The organism is Paenalcaligenes hermetiae (assembly GCF_039543645.1).
In the GTDB taxonomy this organism is placed as follows: Bacteria; Pseudomonadota; Gammaproteobacteria; order Burkholderiales; family Burkholderiaceae_B; genus Paenalcaligenes; species Paenalcaligenes hermetiae.
The window spans coordinates 328,905-354,221 of the sequence record NZ_BAABKD010000009.1; the positions used below are offsets into that span (position 1 = coordinate 328,905).

30 protein-coding genes and 1 tRNA gene are annotated in these 25,317 nt (G+C 48.9%); 17 read left to right on the top strand and 14 right to left on the bottom strand.

Features of this window, described 5'->3' with window-relative positions; genetic code table 11:
* Window positions 1-46 precede the first annotated feature (46 nt).
* From ABD980_RS07285 to ABD980_RS07315, 7 genes are all read right to left on the bottom strand, one after another.
* A complete protein-coding gene (locus tag ABD980_RS07285; protein WP_260650341.1) occupies window positions 47-610 on the bottom strand; it encodes an adenine phosphoribosyltransferase in 564 nt (187 codons plus the stop codon).
* 87 nt (window positions 611-697) lie between these two features.
* The gene (gene cydC, locus ABD980_RS07290; protein ID WP_345370667.1) at window positions 698-2,365 is read right to left on the bottom strand and encodes a thiol reductant ABC exporter subunit CydC; all 1,668 of its coding nucleotides are present in this window, start codon (window positions 2,363-2,365) and stop codon (window positions 698-700) included.
* Window positions 2,362-4,080, bottom strand: a complete 1,719-nt coding sequence (gene cydD / locus ABD980_RS07295) for a thiol reductant ABC exporter subunit CydD (protein WP_345370668.1) — start codon at window positions 4,078-4,080, stop codon at window positions 2,362-2,364. The genes cydC and cydD overlap by 4 nt, the downstream gene beginning before the upstream one ends.
* Window positions 4,081-4,091: 11 nt before the next feature.
* Window positions 4,092-4,211 carry a cytochrome bd-I oxidase subunit CydX gene (gene cydX, locus ABD980_RS07300; protein WP_345370669.1) on the bottom strand — a complete coding sequence of 40 codons (120 nt, stop codon included), beginning with the start codon at window positions 4,209-4,211 and terminating at the stop codon, window positions 4,092-4,094.
* 12 nt (window positions 4,212-4,223) lie between these two features.
* On the bottom strand, window positions 4,224-5,384 hold the full coding sequence (cydB, locus tag ABD980_RS07305) for a cytochrome d ubiquinol oxidase subunit II (protein ID WP_345370670.1): 1,161 nt from the start codon (window positions 5,382-5,384) through the stop codon (window positions 4,224-4,226).
* Between the two features lie 12 nt (window positions 5,385-5,396).
* Window positions 5,397-6,965, bottom strand: coding sequence for a cytochrome ubiquinol oxidase subunit I (locus ABD980_RS07310; protein ID WP_300646584.1), 1,569 nt, complete (start codon window positions 6,963-6,965; stop codon window positions 5,397-5,399).
* Window positions 6,962-7,525 carry a GbsR/MarR family transcriptional regulator gene (locus ABD980_RS07315; protein WP_300646593.1) on the bottom strand — a complete coding sequence of 188 codons (564 nt, stop codon included), beginning with the start codon at window positions 7,523-7,525 and terminating at the stop codon, window positions 6,962-6,964. The genes ABD980_RS07310 and ABD980_RS07315 overlap by 4 nt, the downstream gene beginning before the upstream one ends.
* 189 nt (window positions 7,526-7,714) lie before the next feature.
* Between ABD980_RS07315 and ABD980_RS07320 the strand changes: the two genes are divergently transcribed.
* The 10 genes from ABD980_RS07320 to ABD980_RS07365 all read left to right on the top strand — a co-directional run bounded on the left by ABD980_RS07320 (window position 7,715) and on the right by ABD980_RS07365 (window position 15,077).
* On the top strand, window positions 7,715-8,710 hold the full coding sequence (locus ABD980_RS07320; RefSeq protein ID WP_345370671.1) for a KpsF/GutQ family sugar-phosphate isomerase: 996 nt from the start codon (window positions 7,715-7,717) through the stop codon (window positions 8,708-8,710).
* Window positions 8,710-9,318, top strand: coding sequence for a KdsC family phosphatase (locus tag ABD980_RS07325; RefSeq protein WP_345370673.1), 609 nt, complete (start codon window positions 8,710-8,712; stop codon window positions 9,316-9,318). Before ABD980_RS07320 ends, ABD980_RS07325 begins: the two co-directional genes overlap by 1 nt.
* Complete coding sequence (lptC, locus tag ABD980_RS07330; protein ID WP_345370675.1) at window positions 9,318-9,908, top strand: LPS export ABC transporter periplasmic protein LptC; 591 nt, start codon at window positions 9,318-9,320, stop codon at window positions 9,906-9,908. The genes ABD980_RS07325 and lptC overlap by 1 nt, the downstream gene beginning before the upstream one ends.
* On the top strand, window positions 9,905-10,459 hold the full coding sequence (lptA, locus tag ABD980_RS07335; protein WP_345370677.1) for a lipopolysaccharide transport periplasmic protein LptA: 555 nt from the start codon (window positions 9,905-9,907) through the stop codon (window positions 10,457-10,459). Before lptC ends, lptA begins: the two co-directional genes overlap by 4 nt.
* Window positions 10,460-10,464: 5 nt before the next feature.
* Window positions 10,465-11,223: an LPS export ABC transporter ATP-binding protein gene (lptB, locus tag ABD980_RS07340; RefSeq protein ID WP_260650217.1), complete on the top strand. Its 759-nt coding sequence runs from the start codon at window positions 10,465-10,467 to the stop codon at window positions 11,221-11,223.
* A 152-nt stretch (window positions 11,224-11,375) separates the two neighbouring features.
* Complete coding sequence (gene hpf / locus ABD980_RS07345) at window positions 11,376-11,702, top strand: ribosome hibernation-promoting factor, HPF/YfiA family (RefSeq protein WP_260650218.1); 327 nt, start codon at window positions 11,376-11,378, stop codon at window positions 11,700-11,702.
* Between the two features lie 147 nt (window positions 11,703-11,849).
* Window positions 11,850-12,329, top strand: a complete 480-nt coding sequence (locus tag ABD980_RS07350; RefSeq protein ID WP_260650219.1) for a PTS sugar transporter subunit IIA — start codon at window positions 11,850-11,852, stop codon at window positions 12,327-12,329.
* The gene (gene hprK / locus ABD980_RS07355; RefSeq protein ID WP_300646591.1) at window positions 12,313-13,251 is read left to right on the top strand and encodes an HPr(Ser) kinase/phosphatase; all 939 of its coding nucleotides are present in this window, start codon (window positions 12,313-12,315) and stop codon (window positions 13,249-13,251) included. The genes ABD980_RS07350 and hprK overlap by 17 nt, the downstream gene beginning before the upstream one ends.
* Window positions 13,252-13,266: 15 nt before the next feature.
* The gene (gene rapZ / locus ABD980_RS07360) at window positions 13,267-14,142 is read left to right on the top strand and encodes an RNase adapter RapZ (RefSeq protein ID WP_260650221.1); all 876 of its coding nucleotides are present in this window, start codon (window positions 13,267-13,269) and stop codon (window positions 14,140-14,142) included.
* Window positions 14,139-15,077 (top strand): septal ring lytic transglycosylase RlpA family protein, encoded by a 939-nt coding sequence (locus tag ABD980_RS07365; RefSeq protein ID WP_345370681.1) that lies wholly within the window; start codon window positions 14,139-14,141, stop codon window positions 15,075-15,077. Before rapZ ends, ABD980_RS07365 begins: the two co-directional genes overlap by 4 nt.
* Here the strand turns inward: ABD980_RS07365 and rsmI are convergent.
* Window positions 15,074-15,997 carry a 16S rRNA (cytidine(1402)-2'-O)-methyltransferase gene (rsmI, locus tag ABD980_RS07370; RefSeq protein WP_345371145.1) on the bottom strand — a complete coding sequence of 308 codons (924 nt, stop codon included), beginning with the start codon at window positions 15,995-15,997 and terminating at the stop codon, window positions 15,074-15,076. The genes ABD980_RS07365 and rsmI overlap by 4 nt on opposite strands.
* A 1-nt stretch (window position 15,998) precedes the next feature.
* Between rsmI and ABD980_RS07375 the strand changes: the two genes are divergently transcribed.
* The 6 genes from ABD980_RS07375 (at window position 15,999) to ABD980_RS07400 (ending at window position 20,087) form a co-directional block, all read left to right on the top strand.
* Window positions 15,999-16,460 carry a YraN family protein gene (locus tag ABD980_RS07375; protein ID WP_345370683.1) on the top strand — a complete coding sequence of 154 codons (462 nt, stop codon included), beginning with the start codon at window positions 15,999-16,001 and terminating at the stop codon, window positions 16,458-16,460.
* Window positions 16,461-16,598: 138 nt separating this feature from the next.
* Window positions 16,599-17,192, top strand: coding sequence for a phosphoheptose isomerase (locus ABD980_RS07380; RefSeq protein ID WP_300648936.1), 594 nt, complete (start codon window positions 16,599-16,601; stop codon window positions 17,190-17,192).
* A complete protein-coding gene (locus ABD980_RS07385) occupies window positions 17,189-17,911 on the top strand; it encodes a BON domain-containing protein (RefSeq protein ID WP_345370686.1) in 723 nt (240 codons plus the stop codon). The genes ABD980_RS07380 and ABD980_RS07385 overlap by 4 nt, the downstream gene beginning before the upstream one ends.
* The gene (locus ABD980_RS07390) at window positions 17,908-18,405 is read left to right on the top strand and encodes a peroxiredoxin family protein (RefSeq protein WP_300648932.1); all 498 of its coding nucleotides are present in this window, start codon (window positions 17,908-17,910) and stop codon (window positions 18,403-18,405) included. The genes ABD980_RS07385 and ABD980_RS07390 overlap by 4 nt, the downstream gene beginning before the upstream one ends.
* An 82-nt stretch (window positions 18,406-18,487) precedes the next feature.
* Window positions 18,488-19,387 carry an acetylglutamate kinase gene (argB, locus tag ABD980_RS07395; RefSeq protein ID WP_260650228.1) on the top strand — a complete coding sequence of 300 codons (900 nt, stop codon included), beginning with the start codon at window positions 18,488-18,490 and terminating at the stop codon, window positions 19,385-19,387.
* Window positions 19,388-19,391: 4 nt separating this feature from the next.
* The gene (locus ABD980_RS07400; protein WP_260650229.1) at window positions 19,392-20,087 is read left to right on the top strand and encodes a pyrimidine 5'-nucleotidase; all 696 of its coding nucleotides are present in this window, start codon (window positions 19,392-19,394) and stop codon (window positions 20,085-20,087) included.
* Window positions 20,088-20,136: 49 nt separating this feature from the next.
* On the opposite strand, the gene ABD980_RS07405 is transcribed toward ABD980_RS07400, so the two are convergent.
* From ABD980_RS07405 to hemA, 6 genes are all read right to left on the bottom strand, one after another.
* Window positions 20,137-20,823, bottom strand: coding sequence for a dienelactone hydrolase family protein (locus tag ABD980_RS07405; RefSeq protein ID WP_300648929.1), 687 nt, complete (start codon window positions 20,821-20,823; stop codon window positions 20,137-20,139).
* A gap of 40 nt (window positions 20,824-20,863) precedes the next feature.
* The gene (locus ABD980_RS07410; RefSeq protein WP_300648927.1) at window positions 20,864-21,442 is read right to left on the bottom strand and encodes a UbiX family flavin prenyltransferase; all 579 of its coding nucleotides are present in this window, start codon (window positions 21,440-21,442) and stop codon (window positions 20,864-20,866) included.
* Window positions 21,435-21,767, bottom strand: coding sequence for a Grx4 family monothiol glutaredoxin (grxD, locus tag ABD980_RS07415; RefSeq protein WP_260650232.1), 333 nt, complete (start codon window positions 21,765-21,767; stop codon window positions 21,435-21,437). Before grxD ends, ABD980_RS07410 begins: the two co-directional genes overlap by 8 nt.
* Before the next feature lie 9 nt (window positions 21,768-21,776).
* Window positions 21,777-22,589 carry a peptide chain release factor N(5)-glutamine methyltransferase gene (gene prmC / locus ABD980_RS07420; protein ID WP_345370690.1) on the bottom strand — a complete coding sequence of 271 codons (813 nt, stop codon included), beginning with the start codon at window positions 22,587-22,589 and terminating at the stop codon, window positions 21,777-21,779.
* A 10-nt stretch (window positions 22,590-22,599) separates the two neighbouring features.
* Window positions 22,600-23,679 carry a peptide chain release factor 1 gene (gene prfA, locus ABD980_RS07425; RefSeq protein ID WP_300648923.1) on the bottom strand — a complete coding sequence of 360 codons (1,080 nt, stop codon included), beginning with the start codon at window positions 23,677-23,679 and terminating at the stop codon, window positions 22,600-22,602.
* Between the two features lie 70 nt (window positions 23,680-23,749).
* A complete protein-coding gene (gene hemA / locus ABD980_RS07430; RefSeq protein WP_300648921.1) occupies window positions 23,750-25,027 on the bottom strand; it encodes a glutamyl-tRNA reductase in 1,278 nt (425 codons plus the stop codon).
* 203 nt (window positions 25,028-25,230) lie between these two features.
* Between hemA and ABD980_RS07435 the strand changes: the two genes are divergently transcribed.
* Window positions 25,231-25,306, top strand: a tRNA-Phe gene (locus ABD980_RS07435).
* Window positions 25,307-25,317: the final 11 nt, after the last annotated feature.

Sequence of the window (25,317 nt, forward strand, 5' to 3'; positions counted from 1 at the left end):
CAAGTGAAAAAAAGCAGCTGGGTGCGCTGCTTTTATCTGTGTTCATTTACCCTTGATTACCTGGATCGTCCTCGTGATAGGTACAGACGGTATATACTGGTAAGCCTGCATCCTTTACGGCTTGTGAACCACCCAGATCGGGTAAGTCAATAATCGCCGCGGCTTCTACCGTATTTGCACCAAGGCGTTGTAATAAACGAGAAGCAGCCACCATCGTGCCACCCGTAGCGATCAAGTCATCAATTAATAATACACGCTGTCCAGGGCGTACTGAATCGGTGTGGATTTCAACCGAAGCATTGCCATACTCTAAAGAGTAATCCTCTACCACGGTTTGATAAGGAAGCTTCCCCTTTTTACGTACGGGAATAAAGCCTAGGTTTAGTTCGTAAGCCAAAACAGAGCCTACAATAAAACCACGTGCATCAATGCCGGCGATCAAGTCTAGTCGTTGCCGCATATAGCGATACACAAACAAGTCAATTAAGACCCGAAAAGATTGCGGGTCCTGTAAAACAGGGGTGATGTCTCTAAACGTCACACCGGGTTTGGGCCAATTGGGCACACTGCGTATGGTTTGACGGATATAGTCGGCGGGATCGGTATGCATAGCAGAAGTAATAACCACAAAAAAAGCCCAAGCGCCCCATGCGCCTGTGGCATACAAGCAAGTTTACACAAAAGCGAGCCAAAGCACCTAATTTGTCGTGTTCTCGTCGAGAAATAGTTGACGATCACGTAACACGTAATTTTGATCCACCACACCAGCAGGCAAATCCGCATGGGTAACAATAATTACCGTGCGCTCTGCTGCCACCCGGTGTAAGTCTTTGAGCCAGGCTTGCGCTGTGAGGCGATCTAAACCTGCTGTGGGCTCATCAAGCAGCCATACGGACGCTTTGGACAGCAGCACACGCGCTAAGCTCAAACGCCGTATTTGCCCAGTGGATAGCGTGTTGCCACCCTCCCCCACCCAGGCGTCTAAACCACCGAGTGCTTTCACATGCTCTGCCAAGCGCACCTGCGCTAAGACCTGCCATAAACGCGCGTCATCGGCGTTGGGCTGCGCCAAGAGCAAATTGTGTCGAATCGTTCCCATAAACACAGGCGAGTGTTGTGACAACAGGGCAAAACGCTCGTAGAGCTGGGCTAAAGGAACTTGAGCTACATCCACCCCGCCATAAGTGATACGACCTGAGCGTAACGGCTGCACGCGCATCAAAGCCATAAGCAAAGTGGTTTTACCGGTGCCACTCACCCCCCGAATTGCAATGCGTTGCCCTTGCTCTAAGGATAACTGCACAGACTGTAGAACAGGGGTTTTATCATACGCAACCGTTACCTGATCCAATACCAAACTCCCTGTCTGAGGTAATGGTACCGCTGCCGCATCCGTTGGTGCTATGGGGGCAGGTGCTAAATCACGCAGACGTTGAGCCGCCCCTTGTACAGCGCCTAGGCTTGATGCGCCACGCATAATTGGCCCTATGACCTCGAATAAGCCCATGGCGCCTAACAACAGTCCCACCCAAATCGGGGCCGCTAGCTCTGCTTGCGCATGGGCCTCTGCGCCTAGCCATAATAAGACCAAAACAAAGATCCCCATCAACAGCTGTTGTAATAACGTACCCCAGCTACCCGCATTTGCCACCCGCTTTTGCGCTTGCGCTAACCGCAATCCAATCTGCTCAAACTGTGCCTGCGCTTGCCCGCTCATACCAAAAACCAAAATATCGGTATGCGCAGCAATCGCATCATGAGCCAAAGCGCGTAAATCCGCATGTGTTTTTTGCGCCTCTAGACCCGCTTTGGCGGTGCGTCGAGCTAAAAGATAAGGCAGTACAGCCGCTGCTAACAATAACACCACGAGCAGCACCCACCCCATCAAAGGAAGCGCCATGCCCATGAGCAAGCTAAATACCCCGCCAGCAATCAAAGCCGTAAAAGCGGGAGCAATAATCAACAAAAAGAAAGTATCTAAACGCTCAATATCATGAATTAACCGTGCAACCAAATCGCCATCGCGATACTGAGCGAGTTGCGCCGGTGTCAGCGTGGCCAAATGGGCAAAACTACGGGTTCGAATCTCGGCTTGTAAATCCAACGTCACCCTGTGGCCAACAACACGCTCTGCATATCGTGATGCAATCCGCCACATCGACAACCCCCGCACTAATGCTGAGGGAGCAAATAAATTAAAGGTTAAGGTAGTACCTGCTAAAAAAGCACCCGTTAAAAACCAACCTGAAACCGCTAATAAACCCACCCCAGCAAACACCGTAGAGAGCGCCAGCAATAAGGCAAACAAACTCAACCGCCAATGCGCTTTTAACCAAGGCCCCGCTAATTGCCACCAAAATCTCACGCTTCACCCTCTTTGATACGATGTAGCTGTTGATCCTGTAACTGCCAAATATGTGTAAACGACCGAGCAAGCGTCTCATCATGCGTGGCCACAAATAAGGCACGACCTTTAGAAAAGGCAAAAATAGCTTCTAGTACCGCGTCTCGGGTGCTTTCATCCAAATAAGCCGTTGGCTCATCAAGAAAAATGCATTTAGGATCGGTTAAGAACAGCCGCGCCAAAGCCAATCGGTGCGCCTGCCCACCAGAAACACCATGCCCTCGGGTCCCCAACACCGTATCTAACCCCGATGCTAAGCCTCGCACAAAGTCCGCCGCCTGCGCTTGGGCTAATGCGGCCCACAACTGCTCATCCGTTGCCTGTGGATTCACCTGACGTAAAAACTGAGCAATAGACCCCAAACCAATAAAAGGCTGCTGACCAATTAATACAGCTTGTCCCGCGTCAAAATAATGCGTGATCTGACCGGTGGCATAGGGGCGTAAGCCTAGAAGCGTTTCTAATAACGTCGTTTTACCAATCCCGCTTGCTCCCATCAGCGCCACCGGCTGATCGATATAAAGACAAAAATCACTAGGCTGTAATAACACATGCCCTTGTGGCGTTTGTACTGCCAACCGCCGCGCTGACAACACCACATCTGTATCAGTAGTGCTTTCAACCTGTACCACCGGTGACACGGTAGGCAGGGGTGGCGCATTATCCAACGCAGGCAACTGAGAATAAAGCTGCTGTAGCCCATGTACTGCGGCCTTGGCGGTAGCACGATCATGATAGCTAGCAGCCATCTGTCGCAAAGGGTTATAGACCTCGGGGGCTAACAGCAAACAAAATAATCCATGCTGTAAGGTGTAGCCTGAAAAATGTTCCCCCAGCATCCCTAGATAACTTAGACCGATATAAACCGCCACCCCAGCCACCCCTAATGCCGCAAATAACTCCAGCACAGCGGAAGAGAGGAAAGCAATGCGTAATACCTTCATGGTGGTTTGACTTAAGCGTTGGCTCGCTGAACGTATAGACGCCACCTCGTCTTGTGTACGCCCTAACAACGCCAAGGTAAATAAGCCACGTATTCGATCGGCAAACACCCCTGACAAACGACTTAATACCTGCTGATGTTTTTGATTAGCCGCCTCGGCACGCATACCAATTAATGCCATAAATAAAGGTATCAAAGGCGCACTAATCAAAAACAACAAGGCCACAACCCAGTCGACCGGGATCACAACAATAGCAAAAGCTAACGGTAAAAAGACAGCAGAGATGGTAGCGGGCAAAAACCGCTGCAAATACCCATCTAAGGCTTGCACCTGGTCAAGAATAGCCACGGCAAGTGAGCCTGCAGGCGTTTGTTTACTCCATGCTGGACCACGCGCTAAAAGCTGGGCAAAAAACTGTTGACGCAACTGCTGCTTAATATGCTCTGAAGCATAACTACCAGCACGCTCTCCGGACCAAAGCAAAATGGCTCGCAAAGCAATCAAAGCAGCAATTAACACCATTTGCCCTAGTAAGTCCGCAGGGACAACAGATAAACGAATGGCTTGGTCTAAGGTCTGAGCCAAAAACCAAGCCTGTAAAACCAAGACCCCTCCGGCCACCAAGGGCGCAAGAATCGCCCATAACATGGCAGCCGGGGCTATACGCCACAAGCTAGATAACCAGCGACGCTGTATAGCCGTTTCCGAAGAAGAAGGAGCTTTTGTTGTCATAACAGCAATAACTAGGGGTTGTTTGCTGCTTTTTCTTTAGCATCCGTCACGCGCAGTTCAAACCACATGGCGTTCAGAATGGAAAAAGCACATGCTAAACCCAAACCTAAAATCCAAGAAAAATACCACATTGTTAGAACTCCTTAATAAGCGTGAGGGGCGTCGTTAACAGTTTCGGCAGTGACCTTACCACGCATCACACGGTATACCCACGAGGTATAAGCAATAATTAAAGGTAAAAACACCGCTGTAATTAACAACATAACCCACAGGGTGAAATGACTGGCAGACGCATCAAAAATCGTCAAACTTGCGCCAGGCTCTAAGGAGGATGGCAGCAAGAACGGATACGTGGAAAAGCCAAAAGTCAAAATCACACCGGCGATGCTCAACGAGGACATGACGACCGCGGTTAACCCACCACGGCCAACCAACGCCATGGCCAGTACAGCACCTACCACACCCAGCACAGGGGCAATCCATGCCAGAGGGGTAGCACTGTAAATATTCATCCATGCGCCAGCTTGGGCAGAAATGGCTTTAGCATCTAAGAGGGGATTGGATGCTTCATTTGCAGGGATGAGGTTGGTATCCATGACATAACCGGTAACGGCCGATGCTATCCACACGCCACCGATTACAAACAACACAATCACAGCGATGCCAGACCATACCGCCCAACGCTTAGATAAACGTGCCACATCGCCTTCGGTCTTCCAGCCCAAAACTACTGCACCTTGGAGTAGCATCATGGCAATACTCAGCACCCCACACAACAGAGCAAAAGGCTGGAACAACCCAAAGAAACTGCCTTCATAAACAGGGCGTAAAGTATCTGGTTCGAAGCGGAAAGGTACCCCTAACATGACGTTACCAATCGCCACACCAAATACCAGAGCCGCCACAAAGCCGGTTAAACACCACGTTATATCCCAGTTTTGGCGCCATTTTACTGATGTCAGCTTACTGCGATATTTGATAGCCACAGGACGTAAAATCAGGGCTACCAATAACAACATCATGGCTAAATAAAAGCCAGAAAAAGACATGGCATACAACAGAGGCCACGCGGCAAACACCACACCACCGGCTAGAATCAACCACACTTGGTTGCCTTCCCAGACAGGACCGATCACGTTGTAGAGGACGCGGCGCTCATCGTCCGTTTTTGCAACAAAAGGCAAGAGCATCGCCACGCCCAAGTCCGCACCGTCCATCACCGTAAAGGCAATGAGCAACACACCTAACAGCAACCACCAAATGTGGCGCATGGTGTCGTAATCAAACAGAATTAACGATTCCATTTTTTTCGCTCCTTATTTAGCGGCAACTGCGCTAGCAGCAAAATCATTTGCTGGGGATTTTGGGTCTTCATCCGGACCTTGGCGTACAGCATGCAGCATCACTTTAATACCTAGCAAGGCCAAAACACTGTATAAGCCAATAAAGATGGCCAAGCTAATCGCTAAGTCGGCCACGCTCAAGCCAGAGGCTGCATAATAAGTCGGCAAGACCCCCTCGATAATCCATGGCTGGCGACCAAATTCGGCCACAAACCACCCACACTCCACCGCAATCCACGGCAAGGGGATCGTAAACACAGCCAATTTAAGAAAACGTGGCGATACGGTAAGGCGATCTTTGGCGGCCAAGTAAAACGCCACAATAAAGAAGCCAATGAAATAAAACCCTAGAGCCACCATAATACGGAAGGTCCAGAATAAGGGGGCAACCTGAGGCACGGTATCCCATGCGGCTTGAGCAATATGCGCATCGGTGGCCTCATTCAGATCCTCTACATAGCGCTTCAAGAGCAAGGCATAACCTAAGTCTTTCCAATACTCATCAAACACAGCTTGTGCTTGCGTATCGGTTTTGTCTGCTCGTAAAACCTGTAAGGCATTGTAGGCATCAATACCGTGAGCAATACGAATTTTTGCATGCTCAACGAGATCATTAATCCCTAACATAGGCGTTGTTAAGGAACGCGTTCCGATAATCCCCATGGCCCAAGGAATCTCTAAAGCAAAATCATTGCGTCGAGCTTCTTGGTTAGGAATTGCGATGACGTTAAAGTTAGCAGGCGCAGGCTCAGTTTCCCACATGGATTCCATGGCGGCGATTTTCATCTGCTGATGCTCTGTGCTTAAATAGCCGCTCTCATCACCTAACACCACAACAGAAAGCGAACCCGCTAGGCCAAAGCTTGCCGCTACCACCATAGAACGGCGTGCGAGCTCAATATGACGGCCACGCAACACATACCAAGCGCTTACCCCTAGTACAAAAATAGAAGCCAGCACATAGCCAGAGCTTACCGTATGAACAAATTTCGCTTGAGCTACGGGATTAAAAATCACCGCCGCAAAATCGTTCATTTCCATACGCATGGTATGAGGATTAAAGTAAGCACCAACGGGATTCTGCATCCAACCGTTCGCAATTAAAATCCAAAGCGCCGAAAAATTTGCACCGATTGCAACCAACCAGGTCACAATCAAGTGCGCCACTTTGGATAAGCGATTCCAGCCAAAGAAAAACAGCCCAATAAAAGTGGCTTCCATAAAGAAGGCCATCAGCCCTTCTACCGCTAGGGGGGCCCCGAAAATATCCCCTACGTAATGACTATAGTAGGACCAGTTCATCCCAAACTGGAACTCCATCACCACCCCGGTCGCCACCCCAACGGCAAAGTTAATGCCAAAGAGTTTGCCCCAGAACATGGTCATGCGACGCCAGATGTCCTTACCGGTCATCACGTAGACGCTTTCCATAATCGCCAGTAAAAAGGCGAGCCCTAATGTAAGCGGCACGAATATAAAGTGAAACATCGCTGTCAATGCAAACTGCAAGCGCGACAGCGTAACCACATCAAGATCTATCATTTTGATTCTCCCGAACCGACTGATTTACGCACTTTATCCGCTACCCCTAATACTTTTTGTACCTTTGAGCCTAAACGCATTAGGCTTTTAATCGTATCAGGAGGTAAACGATGAACCTCATCAAACCAGCTTGTCGCCAATTCGATTAACTCCAGCATATCGGTGATGCGCTGCTGCCCATATGCCTCTTGCTCGCTCGTAGGCTCCTCTAAAAGTAACCCACGTAATAAAGTTAATGTTGGATCAATTTCTCTTTTACGCTTTTCCTCGACAAGAACGCGAAAAATCTCCCATACGTCTTTGGGAGTCTCAAAATATTCACGTCTGTCCCCTACTTTGTGGACCATTTGCACTAAGCGCCATGACTGTAGCTCGCGCAGACTCATGGAAACATTAGAACGCGATATGCCTAATGTTTCCGCAATGTTTTCCGCGTTAAGTGGCTCGGGAGATAAAAACAACAATGCATAGATTTGGCCGACAGTGCGGTTCACGCCCCATCGCCCCCCCATTTCCCCAAAATGTAAAATAAAGCGCTCAGCTTGTGGTTCTAATTCCAACATTTTTCCAATTTTCAGTAATTACTGAAATGACGATACAGTTAGAATCATATCGCTGCTTGACGATTAAAACAAGATTCGCTAGCTTTTCTCGATAGAAAACGCGCCAAAAAGACCCAAAGTGTCGTGATTTATCCGCTTTAATTGTAAAATTAAGCTATGTAGCTTTAATGACAGCCTTATACCTTTATGACCAGTATCTCACCCCCACCTTTTAGCCAAGAGCAAGCCCTCCGATCTGCCCAGCGTACCTTTCAAGCAGAAATCAACGCGCTAGCTGATTTACAAGCACAATTAGGACAAAACTTCTATCAGGCTCTACAACAGATTTTGAATTGCAAAGGGCGCTTAGTGATCACTGGAATAGGTAAATCTGGTCATATCGCTCGTAAAATTGCCGCAACCTTTGCCTCCACAGGTACCCCTGCTTTTTTTATGCACGCAGCCGAGGCACTGCACGGGGATTTAGGCATGATTACCCCTCAAGACGTCATCATTGCCATTTCTTATTCTGGAGCAGCCGCTGAACTCTTAACCATTCTTTCTGCCACAAAACGTTTAGGCTGCCCATTTATTGCCATCACCGGGCATCATCAATCCGAGCTCGCCCAGAATGCCGATATTCATTTAGATGTACATGTTCAACACGAGGCCTGTCCGCTTAATTTGGCCCCGACCTCAAGCACCACAGCGACCTTGGTACTTGGCGATGCGCTGGCCGTAGCCTGCTTAGAAGCCAAAGGCTTTACCAAAGAAGACTTTGCCCGCTCGCACCCGGGGGGGGCTTTGGGAAGACAGCTTCTCACTTACGTAGGCGATATCATGCGTCAAGGTGACGCCCTACCCATTGTTGAAGCAGGCACCTTAATCCCCGAGGCGCTTGCGGAAATGTCTGCCAAAGGCATGGGAATGACTATCGTAATTAACCCCAAACTTCAGCCGATTGGCATTTTTACCGATGGTGACTTGCGTCGACTCATCATGCGTTGCGGCGATATTCGTTATCGCCCCGTCGAAGAGGGGATGACTCCTCACCCCAAAACCATTCCCGCCTCTGAGCTTGCCATCAAGGCCGCGAACCATATGGATCAACTTCGGTTAAATCAGCTTTTAGTTGTGGACACAAACGGGCTATTATTAGGAGCTCTACATATGCATGATCTACTTGCTGCAAAGGTAATCTAATGAACCAAGCTGATATCTCTTATCACCCCGTCGAATCCTTACTTCTTGCGCCTCTGAGCCCCGAAACGCGTGAGCGCTTGCGTGCCATCCGTCTTATGGCTTTTGATGTGGACGGTGTTTTAACAGATGGCCGCTTGTTTTATAACGAAGAGGGCGAGTGTATCAAGGCCTTTCATGCCTTAGATGGCTACGGCTTACGGCTACTCCAAGAGTGCGGTATTACGGTTGCTTTAATTACTGGTCGATCCGGCCCAATTGTGGCTCGACGCGCTAGCGAGCTGGGCATCGACGAAGTCCATCAGGGTATCCGAGACAAATCTATAGTGCTCCAACAACTCGCCCAAAAATACGCGCTGGACATGCAACAGGTTGGCTATATGGGGGATGATATTATTGATCTAAGCGCCATGAAACGCGTTGGTTTTGCTGCTACCGTACCCAATGCCCCACAATATATTCGCCAACTCGCCCACTGGGTCTCTGACATCGAAGGCGGCTATGGGGCCGCACGCAAGTGTTGTGATTTAATCCTCGCCTCTCAAGCACGCCTAGGTCATTATTTTACCCCTACCCCACCTGTTAGCTTAATCACCGGAAGCCCCCAATAATGCGTGAACGCTTGCCCGCCCTTACGGCTTTACTTTTATTGGCAGCCTTGGTTGCGGGCACTTGGTGGGCGGCGCACTACACGCACTCCACGGTTGAACTCGACCCCCCGCGACGCTACACCCATGAGCCGGATAGCTGGGCCAACGATTTTGTTATGTTACGCACCGATGAACAAGGTATTGCCGTCAACCGTTTAGAGGGCCGCTTTATGCAGCACTACCCTGACGATGACTCGTATCATGTTGATGCAGCAACCGCTCTTGTCAAACAAAAAGAAAACCCACTAACCACGGCTACTGCCGATCTCGCCATCATGGATGAGGCCGGTCAACGTATTCAAATGATAGGCAATGCGTATGTGCATCGTCAGCCTGATACAAAAGGTGATCGCTTCTCTATCCGTAGCGACCAATTAACGATCTACGTCGATGAGGATAAAATCACAACCGATCGTCCCGCTGTTATTATCAATGGGCCGAACATCTTGCAAGGTATTGGTGTGGAATATGACAATACTTCTCGCCAACTCCAAGTCCACCGCAATGCACAGGTCACCTTGACCCCTGCTCAACCCCCGCCTGCCCCATGAAAATTCTTTTTTTGCTTTTATCTATTTTGCTTAGTGTTTTTCCTGTATCGGTGCTCGCCCAACCCGCCGAGCCGGATACCGTGATTCTTTCAGACACGCTAGACTATGATGATATCAAACGCCAAAGTATCTTTAATGGCAACGTGATTCTTACGCGTGGCAATCTAAACTTGCATGCTGATCGCGTGACGGTTAATGAGCAAGCCGATGGCTCGCAACACGCGATCGCTACTGTACAACAGAGCCCACGTGTATTAGTACGCCAAGAAACCCCTGAAAAGTACGAGATCATCAAAGGTCAAAGCACCCGTGCCGAATACCACAGTGCCTCAGAGCAACTCACTCTTATCGGTCAAGCCGTATTAACACGCTCAATTTGTGGCAAAGTCATTGATAGTATTCAGGGCGAGCGCATTATTTACAATAAAAAAACAGATACCTATCAAGCAATCGGTGGCCACTCCTCGGCCAATCAGCGCGTACGTTCCGTGGCACGACCACGCGCTCAAATTGACCGTGCCATCGCTGAATGTAAACAAAAAGCCCAATAGCCCTTATGCCGAACTCTCTATCCCCTGGTAGCTTACGTGCAGTAGGCTTACGTAAAACCTATGGTAAACGCACCGTTGTTAAAGATGTCAGCCTACTTGTTGAAAGTGGCGAGGTCGTAGGATTACTCGGACCAAATGGTGCGGGTAAAACCACAAGCTTTTACATGATTGTTGGTATTGTACCGGTCGATTCGGGACGCATTGAAATTGACGGTCATGACATCACAGCGATGCCAATGCACCAGCGTGCCCAAATGGGTTTGTCTTACCTGCCCCAAGACGCCTCGGTATTCAGGCGGCTGAACGTAGAGAACAATATCCGCGCAGTACTGGAACTGCAGCGCGATGCTCAGGGCAAGCGTCTAAGCAAAGTGGCCGTCCAGGAACAGCTCGATCACCTTATCGAAGAGCTACAAATCCAACATATTCGCCATAATACGGCCGTGTCCTTATCCGGTGGAGAGCGAAGACGGGTCGAAATTGCACGAGCTTTAGCCACCAACCCACGCTTTATCCTGTTAGATGAGCCTTTTGCTGGTGTGGACCCCATCGCAGTCATTGAAATCCAGCGTATTGTGCAGTTTTTAAAATCACGCCAAATCGGCGTACTCATTACCGATCATAACGTACGAGAAACCCTTGGGATCTGCGATCGCGCCTATATCATTAGCGATGGTTCTGTACTAACCAGTGGACATCCTAATGAAATTATTCACAACGAGGCGGTACGCCAAGTCTATCTTGGTAAAAACTTTAAAATGTAATACACCTATAAAATAAAAACAGGTGTTGATATTACGCATAGATTTCTTTTGGCTTTTCGGTATACTGAAACTGTGTCGTTAACAAAAAGGAGGCCCATCACCACGCTTTTCATTGCTTGTATGCGTTGTTTTGTTTACACACAGGAGATACTATGAACCTGCATATTACTGGTCGCAACCTCGAAGTCACCCCCGCTATCCACGACTACGTTCACAATAAAATCGGACGATTGGATAAACATTTTGACTCGGTCATCGAAGCTCAGGTCATACTATCTATCGAACGCCTTAAACATACTGCAGAAATCACACTGCGGGTTGCCGGCAAAGATATTCACTGCTCTAACTCCGAAGACACCTTGTATGCTGCCATTGACGTTCTCGCCGACAAAGTCGAGCGTCAGGTCATCAAACACAAAGCTAAAACCACAAACCATGCCCACCAACCACATAAGCGCATGGAAGCCTCTCTGGCCTAACGGGTTAGCACTTACTCTTTTCACTCAAGTGATACACTGATACTATCAATAGCCCCGCTGCTCCATAGCACGGGGCTTTATTATTTCTCTGACTTCGTATTAAATGTCAGTATATTGCTTTTATCTAACCGCCCTATAATGGCAGCCATGAACTTACTGTCACGTATCTTACCCCCTTCTAATATCGTCTTGGATATTGCAGTCACCAGTAAAAAACGGGCTTTTGAGCAAGCTGGCCTGCTATTTGAAAACCATCACGGTATTGCGCGTACGGCAATTTTTCAAAGTCTTATTGCCCGTGAACGCCTTGGATCTACTGCACTTGGCCACGAAGTAGCCGTGCCACATGGTCGTATCAAAGACCTCAAGGATCCTATTGGTGCTTTTATGCGCCTAGCTGAGCCCATCCGGTTTGATGCCAGCGATGGTCGTAGCGCCCGTTTGCTTTTCTTTTTATTAGTGCCAGAGCATGCGACACAAATCCACTTAGACCTCCTGGCTGAAATTGCGCGCCTCATGTCCGATAACGACCTACGCTATCAGCTAGAAACGGAAAATGATCCGGCGGTCATCCATCAGCTTCTTACCACCTCTGCCGAAGGCAACTTCCATGCTGAGCATTCATGACCTAGTCACCGATAATCAAGCCCGGCTTAATTTCCAATGGCTGGCATCTGAGAACGCGGCCAAGCATATTGAACTTGACTACGGTGTTGCTTCTGCAGACCTAATCGGGCACCTGAATCTTATTCACCCCCGCCGTATTCAAGTATTAGGGGTGGAGGAAATCAACTATTACTTTAAGTTTGAAGCCTCGCGCCGACAGTACTACTTAACCGAGCTGGTCGAGGGTGGTGTGCCCGCCATGATCGTAGCCGGCACCAGCCAAGCACCGGCTGACCTGATTGACCTCTGCCAGCAGCTCAACATCCCTTTGCTTAATACTCAACACGATGCAGCCGAATTAATAGACGTGTTACGCGTTTACTTAGCAAAACGGCTCGCTCCCACCACATTAATGCATGGTGTGTTTTTGGATGTACTGGGTTTAGGGGTGCTGATTACTGGCGAATCGGGTTTAGGAAAAAGTGAATTGGCCTTAGAACTCATCTCACGTGGGCATGGCTTAGTCGCCGACGATGCGGTTGAGCTATCGCGCACCGCGCCTAACCTCATCGAAGGGCAATGCCCTCCTTTGCTCCAAAACTTACTCGAAGTCCGAGGGTTGGGTCTATTAGACATCCGTACGATTTTTGGTGAAACATCCGTACGGCGTAAAATGAACCTCAAGCTAATTGTTCATTTACTGCGCTCCACGCCTGATAATTTTGAGCGTTTACCTATTCAGCAACAGACTCAAAATGTACTGGGCGTAGAAATTAAACAAGTCATGCTACAGGTCGCCGCAGGACGAAACCTTGCCGTACTGGTCGAAGCTGCTGTACGTAATACAATATTACACTTACGTGGCATTGACACCATGAAAGAATTCATGCAACGCCAAGCTCTTGCTATCATGGAGAATACCCCATCTTCTTCCGACCCTTAATACTTATTGATATCCATGCTTAATGTCGTCTTAATCACAGGTATTTCTGGCTCAGGCAAATCGGTTGCCCTACGTCTGCTCGAAGACACGGGTTATACCTGTGTAGACAACCTGCCCGTTCCCTTTCTTGAAGAATTTCTTTATCGCGCACAAGACACAGGCATCGAACGCGTAGCCGTAGCCATCGATGTACGTGCACCCGGTGATCTGCATCAGCTTCCTGGCACTATTGCCCATTTACGCGAAGCAGGGCTACCTATTCGCGTTATTTTCTTAGATGCAAGTGACCATACCCTCATTCAACGCTATTCCGAATCCCGTCGCCGTCACCCTCTTACTGATCGTTTGCGCCAAGAAGGGCAGTCTCCCTCTTTACAAACCTGCATCAATATGGAGCGGCATCTGCTTGCTCCGCTACGTGAAACCGAACATGTCATTGACACAACGGACTTGACGCCAGGGCAGCTCCGCTCCTGGGTACGCGATTTAGTACAAGCAGAACGCGCTCCTGTCGTGCTCACCTTTATGTCTTTTGCGTATAAGCGTGGCGTGCCAGGCGATGCGGACCTAATCTTTGATGTCCGCTGCTTGCCTAACCCCCATTACGACCCAGCACTACGCCCACTCACAGGCAAAGACGAACCCGTTGCCAAGTGGCTGTCTCAGTTTGGTACGGTAGAAAACATGATTAATGACATTGCCGGTTTTGTGGAGCGTTGGCTCCCTTTATATATGCAAGATACGCGCAACTACCTAACCGTGGGTATTGGTTGCACAGGCGGGCAGCACCGCTCTGTTTATGTCACAGAGCAACTTGCCCTGCGTTTTGCCCACCATTCGCCCTTACTTATTCGTCATCGTAATCAGCCCCCAGCAGATCTCCCCTTATGATTCGGCGTTTTTTTGCTTTAGCTCTGATTAGTCTAAGTGTGATTGGTCTTATCGCAGGGTGCGCTAACCGCCCTACCTCAAGCTCTGGCGGCGGAGGCTACTATCAAGACGATGGTCCTGGCACGAATCTTCCTAAAAATTTGCATACAATTCCTAATGCCACCCCTCGTATTGAACCACATGCACCTGCAAACATGCGTCCCTACACAGTCTTAGGGCAAAGCTATACACCCTTGTCGGAAAATCAACCTTTTCGCCAAACAGGTACGGCTTCCTGGTACGGCAAAAAATTTCACGGTCGAAAAACCGCCAATGGTGAAATCTATGATATGTATGCCATGACGGCGGCACACCCTACATTACCTTTGCCTAGTTATGCTAGAGTTACCCGCCCAAAAACAGGTCAGTCTATTATCGTACGCATTAATGACCGCGGCCCTTTTCATAGTAATCGCATTATTGATTTATCCTATGTGGCTGCCGCTAAGCTAGGGTTGATTGGTCCTGGTAGCGGCACAGTGATTGTAGAAGCCATCACACACGATGATATCCGTACCGGTACGTACTTAGCCGATGCTGAGCAACCAGATGAGCTGGAGACCTTTATCAAAGAAGCTGAGCCTCGCCGCCTCACTACGGTAGATAGCCGACAAACCCCACCCCCTCCCAATACGCTTAGCCCAATTGCGGGTGATGTAATCCCACATATCTATTTGCAATTTGGTGCCTTTAAAAATGCAGAAAGCGCCACACGTTTAGCAGAACATATCAATAGCGAAATAGGCAGTCTTGATACTCGCGATGCCCACATTGAGCCCGCTAATGATTTATTTCGTGTGCAAATGGGCCCCTATCCAAGCCGTGAAGACGCTCTTTCTGCAGCCCAACTTATTCAAGCAGAAACCGGTTTACAACCTACCTTAGCTGTGCGTTAGGATTTATGGGCAAGCACCCAGTCATACACCACATCTCGCGCTAAGCCTGTCGCCTTAACCGCTATTTTTACCGCATCACGCGTCGATACCTGTGGTAATAAGGCTCGCAGCCAACGCTCTGTGGCCGGATCTATGCCGGCCACCACACTCTGAGCCTCTGCCGCATGCAAAATCAATACAAACTCACCCTGCTCATGGTGTGAATCACTATCCAACCAGGTCAACACCTCGCTTAAAGCGCAGGTATGCACCTGCTCAAAACGCTTTGTGAGCTCTCGTGCAATGGTGATATGGCGATCCGTGAATAAAGCGGCCATATCAGCAAGTGCAGCTCTAAGCCGATGTGGGCTCTCAAACATAACAATAGGTGCATCCACGGTCCCCCACTGCTGCAACCAGTTTTTACGCGCCGTGCTTTTATGAGGCATAAATCCCGCAAAGACAAAAGCGGGGTTTTCATCACTAGTTACGCCACTGGCCATCAGTGCGGTAATCACTGCCGAAGCACCTGGAATAGCAATCACCGTATAGCCCGCGGCACGAACCTCGCGCACAATGCGCGCACCAGGATCACTCACCGCCGGTGCTCCCGCATCCGACACCAAAGCCACGCGCTCCCCCTGAGCTAGACGCTGAATAATCTGCGCCGCTGCCTGTGCCTCATTATGCCTATGAGCCGCCATCAAAGGGGTCTGCACCCCCCATGTCTCAAGCAGTGGACGCGTAGAACGCGTGTCCTCGGCTGCAATCACATCACACCGCTGTAATGCTTGCCAAGCACGTAGGCTTAAATCACCCAAGTTGCCTATAGGCGTAGCCACCACATATAAAGTATGGTTAGGCCAAGACTGTTGCTCAATACGCTCCTGCAGTCGCGTCCAAATATGTTGATGTGTATCTACCTGATCCATGGTGTTCATCATGCCTAATGAAATGAGCCCAGAAACCCTTGCCACCCAAGCTCAAAAAAAACAACTAAATAAAAAGCCAAGTCGCCCCAAAAATCGGCCTAAATCCTATCGGCTTTCACCAACCCAACAGCGTGGCGAGCATTACGAAACGTTAGCTGCTCAATATCTACAGCAGCACGGTTTAGACATTCTTCTACGAAATATCCGTTCGCGCTTTGGGGAAATTGATCTGATTGCGCGCTCCCATCATAGCCTAATTTTTATTGAAGTACGCTATAGAAAAAATCAGCAGTACGGGGGAGCAATCTACAGTATCCACCCTACCAAGCAGCAGCGCATAAAGCGCGTTGCTGAGCAGTTACTACCTCATTTAAGTGCTTATTTTTTTGGGGGAGTGCAACCTTTTTGTCGTTTTGATGTCATAGCAATAGATAAGGATGGCTTGCAATGGATTCCTAATGCTTTTTACTAATTTCCCCTAGCCGCTATATATTCATTACAATAATTGGTAAATCAAAATGTGCTCGCTGATAGAGTTAACTAATTGCAACGATTGCGACCAGCTATATCTAGCGTTCCTTCCTTTATCACTACATGCCATAATTAGCCCATGGATTTAACCGCTTTAATGAACTCGCATTTTAATGACTCCGTGCTTGCCATGCAGCGCAGTGCCGAGGCACTGACCGAGCCGTTGGCCGCCGCCGTCGAGTTATTATTTGCAACCCTTGCCAACAATGGAAAAATTCTTGCCTGCGGCAACGGGGGCTCTGCTGCCGACGCACAACACTTTATTGCTGAGCTAGTCGGGCGCTTTGAACGCGATCGATTACCCTTAGCAGGTATTGCGCTTAATACAGATACCTCTATTTTGACAGCGGTCGGCAATGATTATGGTTTTGATCAAATTTTTGAACGTCAGATCTCAGCGCTAGGGCAAACGGGCGATATCCTCGTCGCTATCAGCACCAGCGGCAACTCACAAAATGTAATCAATGCCATTCGTGTGGCGCACGAGCGTGATATGGTAGTGATTGCGTTAACAGGTAAGGATGGCGGTCAAATTGGACAGCTTCTTACCGACACGGACATTCACCTTTGTGTACCCGATGATCGCACCATGCGTATCCAAGAAGTACACATTGTTTTACTACATGCCTTATGTGATGGCATTGATGCCTTATTGCTTGGAGAACCTTTATGATTCTCAACCTCAGTGGAAAAACTCAACGGCTATTCATTGCTACTTTATTTACCACTCTGGCAACTAGTCAACTTAGTGGTTGCGCACCTTTGGTTGTTGGGGGCGCTGCGGCCACGACAGCGATGGTTGCCACTGATAGACGCACCGCTGGTGAGCAAGTCGATGATAAAACCATTGGGGTCAAAATTGCCGCAGAGGTCCGCGAGATCCTTGGCGAGCGCCCAGGCCGCGTCAATAGCACCTCATACGGTGGCCAAGTTTTACTTGTGGGCGATGTTCCTAGCGCAGCAGATAGCCAAAAAATCGAAAATACCGTTAAACAAATTGATAGTGTTAAACAAGTCATTAATCGCTTACGTATTGGCCCTGTTACTGAACTAAGCGTACGTACCAATGACAGCTGGATTACCACCAAGGCCACCACAGCCCTGGTTAATGCCCAAGACGTCCCAAGTCGCACTATTTCCGTTACTACAGAACGCGGTGTGGTGTACTTACAAGGCCGCGTTACGCATGCCGAAGGGGATCGAGCCGCCCGTGCGGTAGCAACTGTTGCTGGCGTACAGCAGGTCGTAAAACTTTTTGAATACGTGAGTGCCGAAAAAATCCTGCTCCCGCAAAAACAGTCCGCGTCCCCAGCCGCCCCTAAAGAGCAGCCCTCCCCTCAGGTGACACCCGCTGCAAATGCGTCTGAACCCGAAGTTTTTACCATTGAATGATGTCATTAATTCGCTTATTACTCGTTAGTTTTTTTGCTCTTGCTCTTAGTGCATGTGGTGATCTATTTTCTGGCGCGACCAAAGCCCCTGAATTCCAATTTCAGTCGCTAAATGGCGACACCTATCACTCTGATCAACTCAACGGACGTGTGACCTTGGTAAAATTCTGGTCAACGGATTGCACAACATGTGTGGCCCAAATGCCAGACAACATCGAATACTACAACCAATATCATGATCAAGGTTTTGATCTGATCGCTGTTGCAATGAAACACGATCCGTTAGAATATGTACGTAACTTTACCGAATCCCGTCAGCTACCTTTTACCGTAGTCAGCGACCATGATGGTGCCATTGCCAAAGCATTTGGTGATGTTCGCATGACACCCACGGCTTTTTTAATCGATAAAAAAGGACGCGTAGTAAAACGGTATCTTGGTAACTACGACAAAGCCGCCTTTAAGCAAACTCTAGAAAAAGCATTAGCCGGCTAATCAGCAGCGGGTTTGCTTAACAAGATGCCGGGGGCCGCCTCCGGCTTTTTCTTATTTGTTTACTTTTCATCACGAAAACGCCATGACACAACACGCCGACCAACCTAACTATTCTTCTACAGTTAAAGCCGATGTGCTCTCCGAAGCGCTTCCCTATATTCGCCGTTTTCACGGTAAAACCATCGTTGTTAAATATGGGGGCAACGCCATGACCGAAGAGCATCTGCAGCGCAGCTTTGCTCACGATGTCGTACTACTAAAGCTCGTTGGCTTAAAACCCGTGGTGGTCCATGGCGGCGGACCTCAAATTAACGATGCACTGCGACGTATAGGCAAAGAAGGTACGTTTATCCAAGGCATGCGTGTCACCGATGCTGAAACCATGGAAGTCGTAGAGTGGGTGTTGGGCGGACAAGTTCAGCAAGATATTGTGATGATGATTAACGAAGCCGGCGGCAAAGCTGTCGGTCTAACCGGTAAAGATGGCCAACTCATTCAGGTCAAAAAGAAAATGCTTCCCGATGCCAATGACCCAGAAAAAATGCTCGATATTGGCTTTGTAGGTGATATTACACGTGTTGAGCCAGCCGTTGTCAAAGCCTTACAAGACGATGAGTTTATTCCTGTGATTTCCTCCATAGGCTTTGGAGAGGACGGGCGTTCTTACAACATTAACGCCGATGTGGTCGCTGGCAAAATGGCTGAAGTCTTAGGCGCAGAAAAACTGGTTATGCTCACCAATACCCCTGGGGTTCTCGATAAAGACGGAAATTTATTACGTCAGCTTTCTGCCCAAACCATTGATGAGCTCTTTAAAGATGGCACGATTTCAGGTGGTATGCTCCCTAAAATTTCCTCTGCGCTTGAGGCAGCGCGCCATGGCGTAAACTCGGTCCATGTCATTGATGGTCGTGTTGAACATAGCCTGCTACTAGAAATTCTTACCGACAAAGGCGTAGGCACTATGATTCGATCACACTAATCGCATGCGTACTGTTAATCAACCGCAGCCAGAGCCTCTCTGGCTGTTTGATTTAGATAACACCCTCCATAATGCTTCTGCAGCGATTTTCCCGCTTATCGACCGTCTTATGCAAGAAAGCATTGAGCAGCTTTTACAAGTAGATGCCAACACGGCCGACTACTTACGCCAACGCTACTGGCAACAATATGGAGCCACACTCATTGGTCTCGTTAAGCATCATGGTGTCTGTGCCGAGGACTTTTTACGGCGTAGCCATGACTTTGCGATTAGCGAGCATCTACAAAGCGAGCCGTACTTAGCCCAGCACTTAACACAGCTCTCTGGACGCAAGGTCATTCTAACGAACGCCCCGGCTAACTACGCCTTTAGAGTGCTACAGGCTCTCGGTATCACTCATCAATTTGAGCGGGTGTTTAGCATCGAAGACATGCAGCGCCAACAACGTTTTCGGCCTAAGCCATCCCGCGCCCTGATGCAGCAAGTCGTAACAGAGCTACAGCACGCCCCAGAGCATACAATTTTTGTGGATGATACCTTACGCAATCTCAAAGCGGCTTATGCGTTAGGCATGAAAACCGTGCATTTTGCTCATCCCGCCACGCCTTTTTCATCACGTTATGCCGGGCGTAGTGCTTATGTGGATTTGCGCGTACAGAGCATCAAAGAACTCAGCGCACGCTATCACCTACTCTATTAAAAAAAGCGCCAAACACAGGCGCTTTTTTATCCTTTTAAAAGAACGATATTTACACGTAACGTTGTAAAAACGCCATAGAGCGCTGAATGGCTAAACGGTCCGCGTCAGCATCAAAATGCATGCCTTTAGGTCGAGCAAATGCGTGATCACAACCTGCATACACATAAGACTCCCAGCCCTCGCGTTTTGCGACCTCGGCTTCAATAATAGTGCGAGCCTCGCCCTCTACCCACTTGTCTAACTCAGCAATATGTAAAATCATGGGGGCTGCGTCGCCCAGTGGGGGCAATACCTTATCTAAGTTCACGCCGTAATAGCTCACACCCGCTTTAATCGGGCTCTGTTTAGCAAACTCCACCACTAAACGCCCCCCCATGCAATAACCCACCGCCACAATCTTGTCATGACCAAGCTTTTGCGCTAGCTGTGCCCGGGTGCTTTCTAAATCCTTTAGCGTCTGCTCATTATCCATTTCTTGCATTAGTTCCAAGCCTAAATTGAGCTGCGCTTGGTTCGTAGGGTCCAACTCCAAGCCAGGCTCAGAGCGGAAAAATAGATCAGGACACCAAACATTAAAACCACGTTCGGCCCAGTCTTGAGCCAACTGACGCATGGAGGCATTCACTCCAAAAATTTCTTGGATTAACACTAAGCCAGGTGCATTTTTGTTGGTTGATAACACCTCAAAGGCTTGCATTTTTTTGCCATCGGTTGTTGTTACCTGCACAAAACTCATGAAGAACTCCTTCGTTAATGTGGTTCGCCCACAGAATCTATTAGGATGATAAGCCTTGCCAGCTTGGGCCGTCGATTTCCACACCTACATGCTCTAGCATACGGATCACCGAATGATCTACTAGTTCTGTCATGGTTTTAGGCTGAAAATAAAAAGCAGGCAAAGGCGGAAATACCACTGCACCCATTTCAGTGACGGTGGTCATATTACGCAAATGGGCTAAGTTAAAAGGGGTTTCTCTTACGGCTAGCACAAGACGACGGCGCTCTTTTAGTACCACATCTGCAGCACGTGTAATTAAATTATCAGCAAAACCATGTGCGACAGCAGCTAGGGTGCGCATAGAGCAAGGCACAATCAGCATACCATGGGTTTTAAAACTACCACTGGCTACACTAGCACCAACGTCCTTGAAGTTATGCACCACATCTGCCAAATCCAACACATCTTGGCGGCTTAAACCCAGTTCATGCTGCATATTCAAAATCCCAGCCGGAGAAATAATTAAATGACTTTCTACTTCGCTCTGAGTTTTTAAAAGATGCAAAGCCCGAATGGCATAAAGGGCGCCCGTAGCGCCCGTTACTGCCACAATAATCCGTTTTTTCGGATTAGGCATTCAAAACCCCTGCATCACGCAGCATGGTTTCAAGTTCCCCGCTTTCAAACATTTCAGAAACAATATCCGAACCGCCTACAAATTCGCCTTTAATATAAAGCTGGGGGATGGTTGGCCAGTTTGCGTATTGTTTAATACCCTCACGTACCTCCTCGTCATCAAGCACGTTGATGGTCACGACCTGGGATAAACCCACGGCACGTAAAATTTGCACCACACGCGCAGAAAAACCACACTGAGGCATCTGGGCGGTTCCCTTCATGAATAACACCACAGGGTGCTCAGTCACAGTTTCACGGATAAAATCTTGAACTTCTTGATTCATTGTTGTCTCTCAGGAGTAAGCACCGGTAATCCGAGGAATACCAGCTAGATCAGAAATGCTAGTAGGCTGATTAAAATCAGCTTCTGCCAACATATTACGTACTATCGCGGCTTGATCCCAGCCATGCTCTAACCAAATCGAACCGGTCGGGGTTAAATAGGCTTTGGCCCCTTGAATGATTTGCCTTAAGTCAGCAAGCCCATTTTGCGAAGCGGTTAACGCCGTTATTGGTTCAAACCGAACATCACCTTGATATAGATGGGGATCTTTTTCTGCAATATAAGGGGGGTTGGATACAATCATATCAAAAGGCGCTTGCCCTTTAAGAGCATCGTACCAACTCCCCTGAAAAAACTCGATATCAGCGCATAAATTGTGGGCATTTTCACGCGCCACAGCAAGCGCATCATGGCTGTAGTCTGTTGCTACTACGACCGCATCGGGTCGTGCCAACGCAATGGCAATAGCAACAGCACCGCTTCCTGTGCCTAGGTCCACAATGCGGGGCGCGGGGGTAGAGGGAAGCAGCGCCAAAGCTTGCTCAACCAAAAACTCGGTTTCAGGGCGGGGTATCAGTACCGCTGGCGTCACCTTAAACATATGCCCCATAAACTCACGCTGCCCTAAAATGTATGCCATGGGTTCACCGTTTAGGCGACGCTGCGCTAATGCAAAATACTTGGCTACTACCGCAGGGGGCAGTGGGTCCGTATCATGCGCAATCAACCACGCTCTTGAAACACCCAGCACATGCTCCCACAACATTTGCTGCTCTAAACGCGGCAGCGCGCTTTGCGCCATCACCGCTTTAATGGTTTGCATAATGGCCTAACTACTCATTTGCTAAAGCCGCCAGCTGTTCGGCCTGATGCTCGGTTAACAATGCATTGATGAGCTCATCCAAGTCCCCATCCATGACGTAGTTAAGCTTATGCATAGTCAGATTAATACGATGATCGGTAATACGACCTTGGGGATAATTATAGGTACGAATACGCTCAGACCGATCGCCTGTACCTACCAAGCTTTTTCGTTGCTCAGCCTCTTTGGCTTGCATTTCACGTAATTGCTGATCTTTTAAGCGCGCCGCCAATACCTGCATCGCCTTATCACGGTTCCGGTGTTGAGAACGATCATCCTGACACTCTACCACCAAACCAGTAGGCAAGTGGGTGATGCGCACCGCCGAATCCGTTTTGTTTACGTGTTGTCCACCTGCCCCACTGGCACGGAAAGTATCAATACGCAAATCGCTAGGGTTGATCTGAATATCTTCCGCGGCATCCGCCTCAGGCATGATCGCAACCGTACAAGTTGACGTATGGACACGACCCTGCGCTTCGGTTTCAGGAACGCGCTGCACTCGATGAGTACCAGACTCAAATTTCAGTTTGCCATACACCCCATCGCCATCAATACGCGCGATGACCTCTTTATAGCCCCCCATCTCCGAAGGGTTTGAGGACATGATCTCCACTCGCCAACCTTGTGTTTCTGCATAGCGAGTATACATGCGTAATAAATCACCAGAGAAGATCGCGCTTTCGTCCCCACCGGCTCCTGCGCGAATCTCCAAAAAGACGCTACGACCATCATCTGGGTCTTTGGGTAATAAAAGCACCTCCAGCTCTTTTTCTAATTCGGCAATTTTATCTTTAGCAATTTGGTATTCGTCTTCGCCCATTTCTTTGAGCTCGGGATCTCGCATCATTTCTTGGGCGGCCTCTAAATCGCCCTCGGTCGCAACATAGGCATTAAAAGCGGTCACCACAGGGTCTAGCTCGGCACGCTCACGAGACAGTTTACGGAAATTGTCCATATCGGAGGCAATTTCCGGTTCAGCAAGCATGGCATCAACTTCGATGAGTCGGTGAGCCAACTGCTCCAACCGATCTCGCATAGTGTCTTTCATACAGTATTTTGATAATAGTTAAATAGCAGAACGCAAGTGGGCATAACACCACAAGGGGGCGTGAGCCTAGCTAGCGACTGCGATTTTGAGAAGGAATTAAATGCGGCACTAGCTGCAGTAGTTGCTCGCGCTGAGCGCCTTGGCTTTGATTAAGTTGGGACAGGGGCCCGTGCAAGTATTTTTGTTGCAGACTATATGCTAACCACTCTACTACTTGTTCTGGGTTTTCACCACGCGCAATCATACGCTTAGCGCGATCTACCTCGTGATCAGAAACCTGCTGGGCTCGATCCTGCAGGCTTACAATTGTGGGTACCAGCTCACGGTTTTCTAGCCACTGCATGAAGTGTTGCACACGCGTGTCGATAATGGCTTCTGCCTGTACTACGGCGGCTTGGCGTGCATCACTAGCTTTTTGCACCATACGCCCTAAATCATCGACCGAGTACAAGTACACATCGGACAAACGCGAAACCTCGGGCTCGATATCTCGTGGCACCGCTAAGTCCACCATCACGATAGGACGATGACGACGCTGTTTAATCGCACGCTCAATCATACCCAAACCCAAAATAGGCAAGGTACTGGCCGTACAGGAAATGATGACATCATAATCGGCAATGCGCTCGGGTAAATCTGCCAAACGCATGGTTTGCGCATTATCAAAACGGGCTGCTAGATTTTGGGCCCGTTCTGCGGTGCGGTTTGCCACCATAATGTGTTTAGGATGCGTCGCTGCAAAATGCGCGGCACAAAGTTCGATCATTTCGCCCGCCCCAATAAATAATACATTGGTTTGAGACAAGTCCCCGTACACCCGCTGCGCCAAACGCACGGAAGCGGCGGCCATAGATACAGAATGCGCCCCAATCGCTGTTTGAGTGCGGACCTCTTTAGCCACGGCAAATGTACGCTGAAATAACTGATGTAACAGCGTACCCAGAGCACCGGCCTCGTTCGCGACACGTACCGCGTCTTTCATTTGGCCAAGGATTTGGGGCTCGCCGAGTACCATCGAATCCAAACCGCTGGCCACACGAAAAGCGTGACGCACAGCCTCGTTATGCTCGTAACGATACAGATGGGGAGTTAGATCATCGGAACGTAGGCTATTGAACTCCGCCATCCATGCCGGCACGTGATCAATCACATGCGGCTCTGCCGCACAGTATAGTTCTGTGCGATTACAGGTAGATAAAATCGCTGCTTCGCGCACCCCTGACCCAAAAGCCGAACGCAAGCCCTCTAATGCTGGACGCACCACATCAAGTGGAAAAGTCACACGCTCACGCACGGCAACAGGCGCCGATACGTGGTTAAGGCCAAAAGTAAGAACGTCTACAGACATGGGCAAAAAGAAGAAAAATCAAAAAGGTGGCACAGTTGCAATTATATGATTATAATCCCCCAACGCTGATAACTGAAATCTATCACTTATTAGCGGTCGTCCTGTGGCTAAAACTGTTGTTTTAGAGCGCAAGCAAAAGGACTAGACAAAACAGATTTTACTGTGCTATAGTTAAATCTTTAGCGCAACAGCACTAAATAAGTGGCCTTGTAGCTCAGTCGGTAGAGCAGAGGATTGAAAATCCTTGTGTCGGTGGTTCGATTCCGCCCAAGGCCACCAAAGAATTTCAT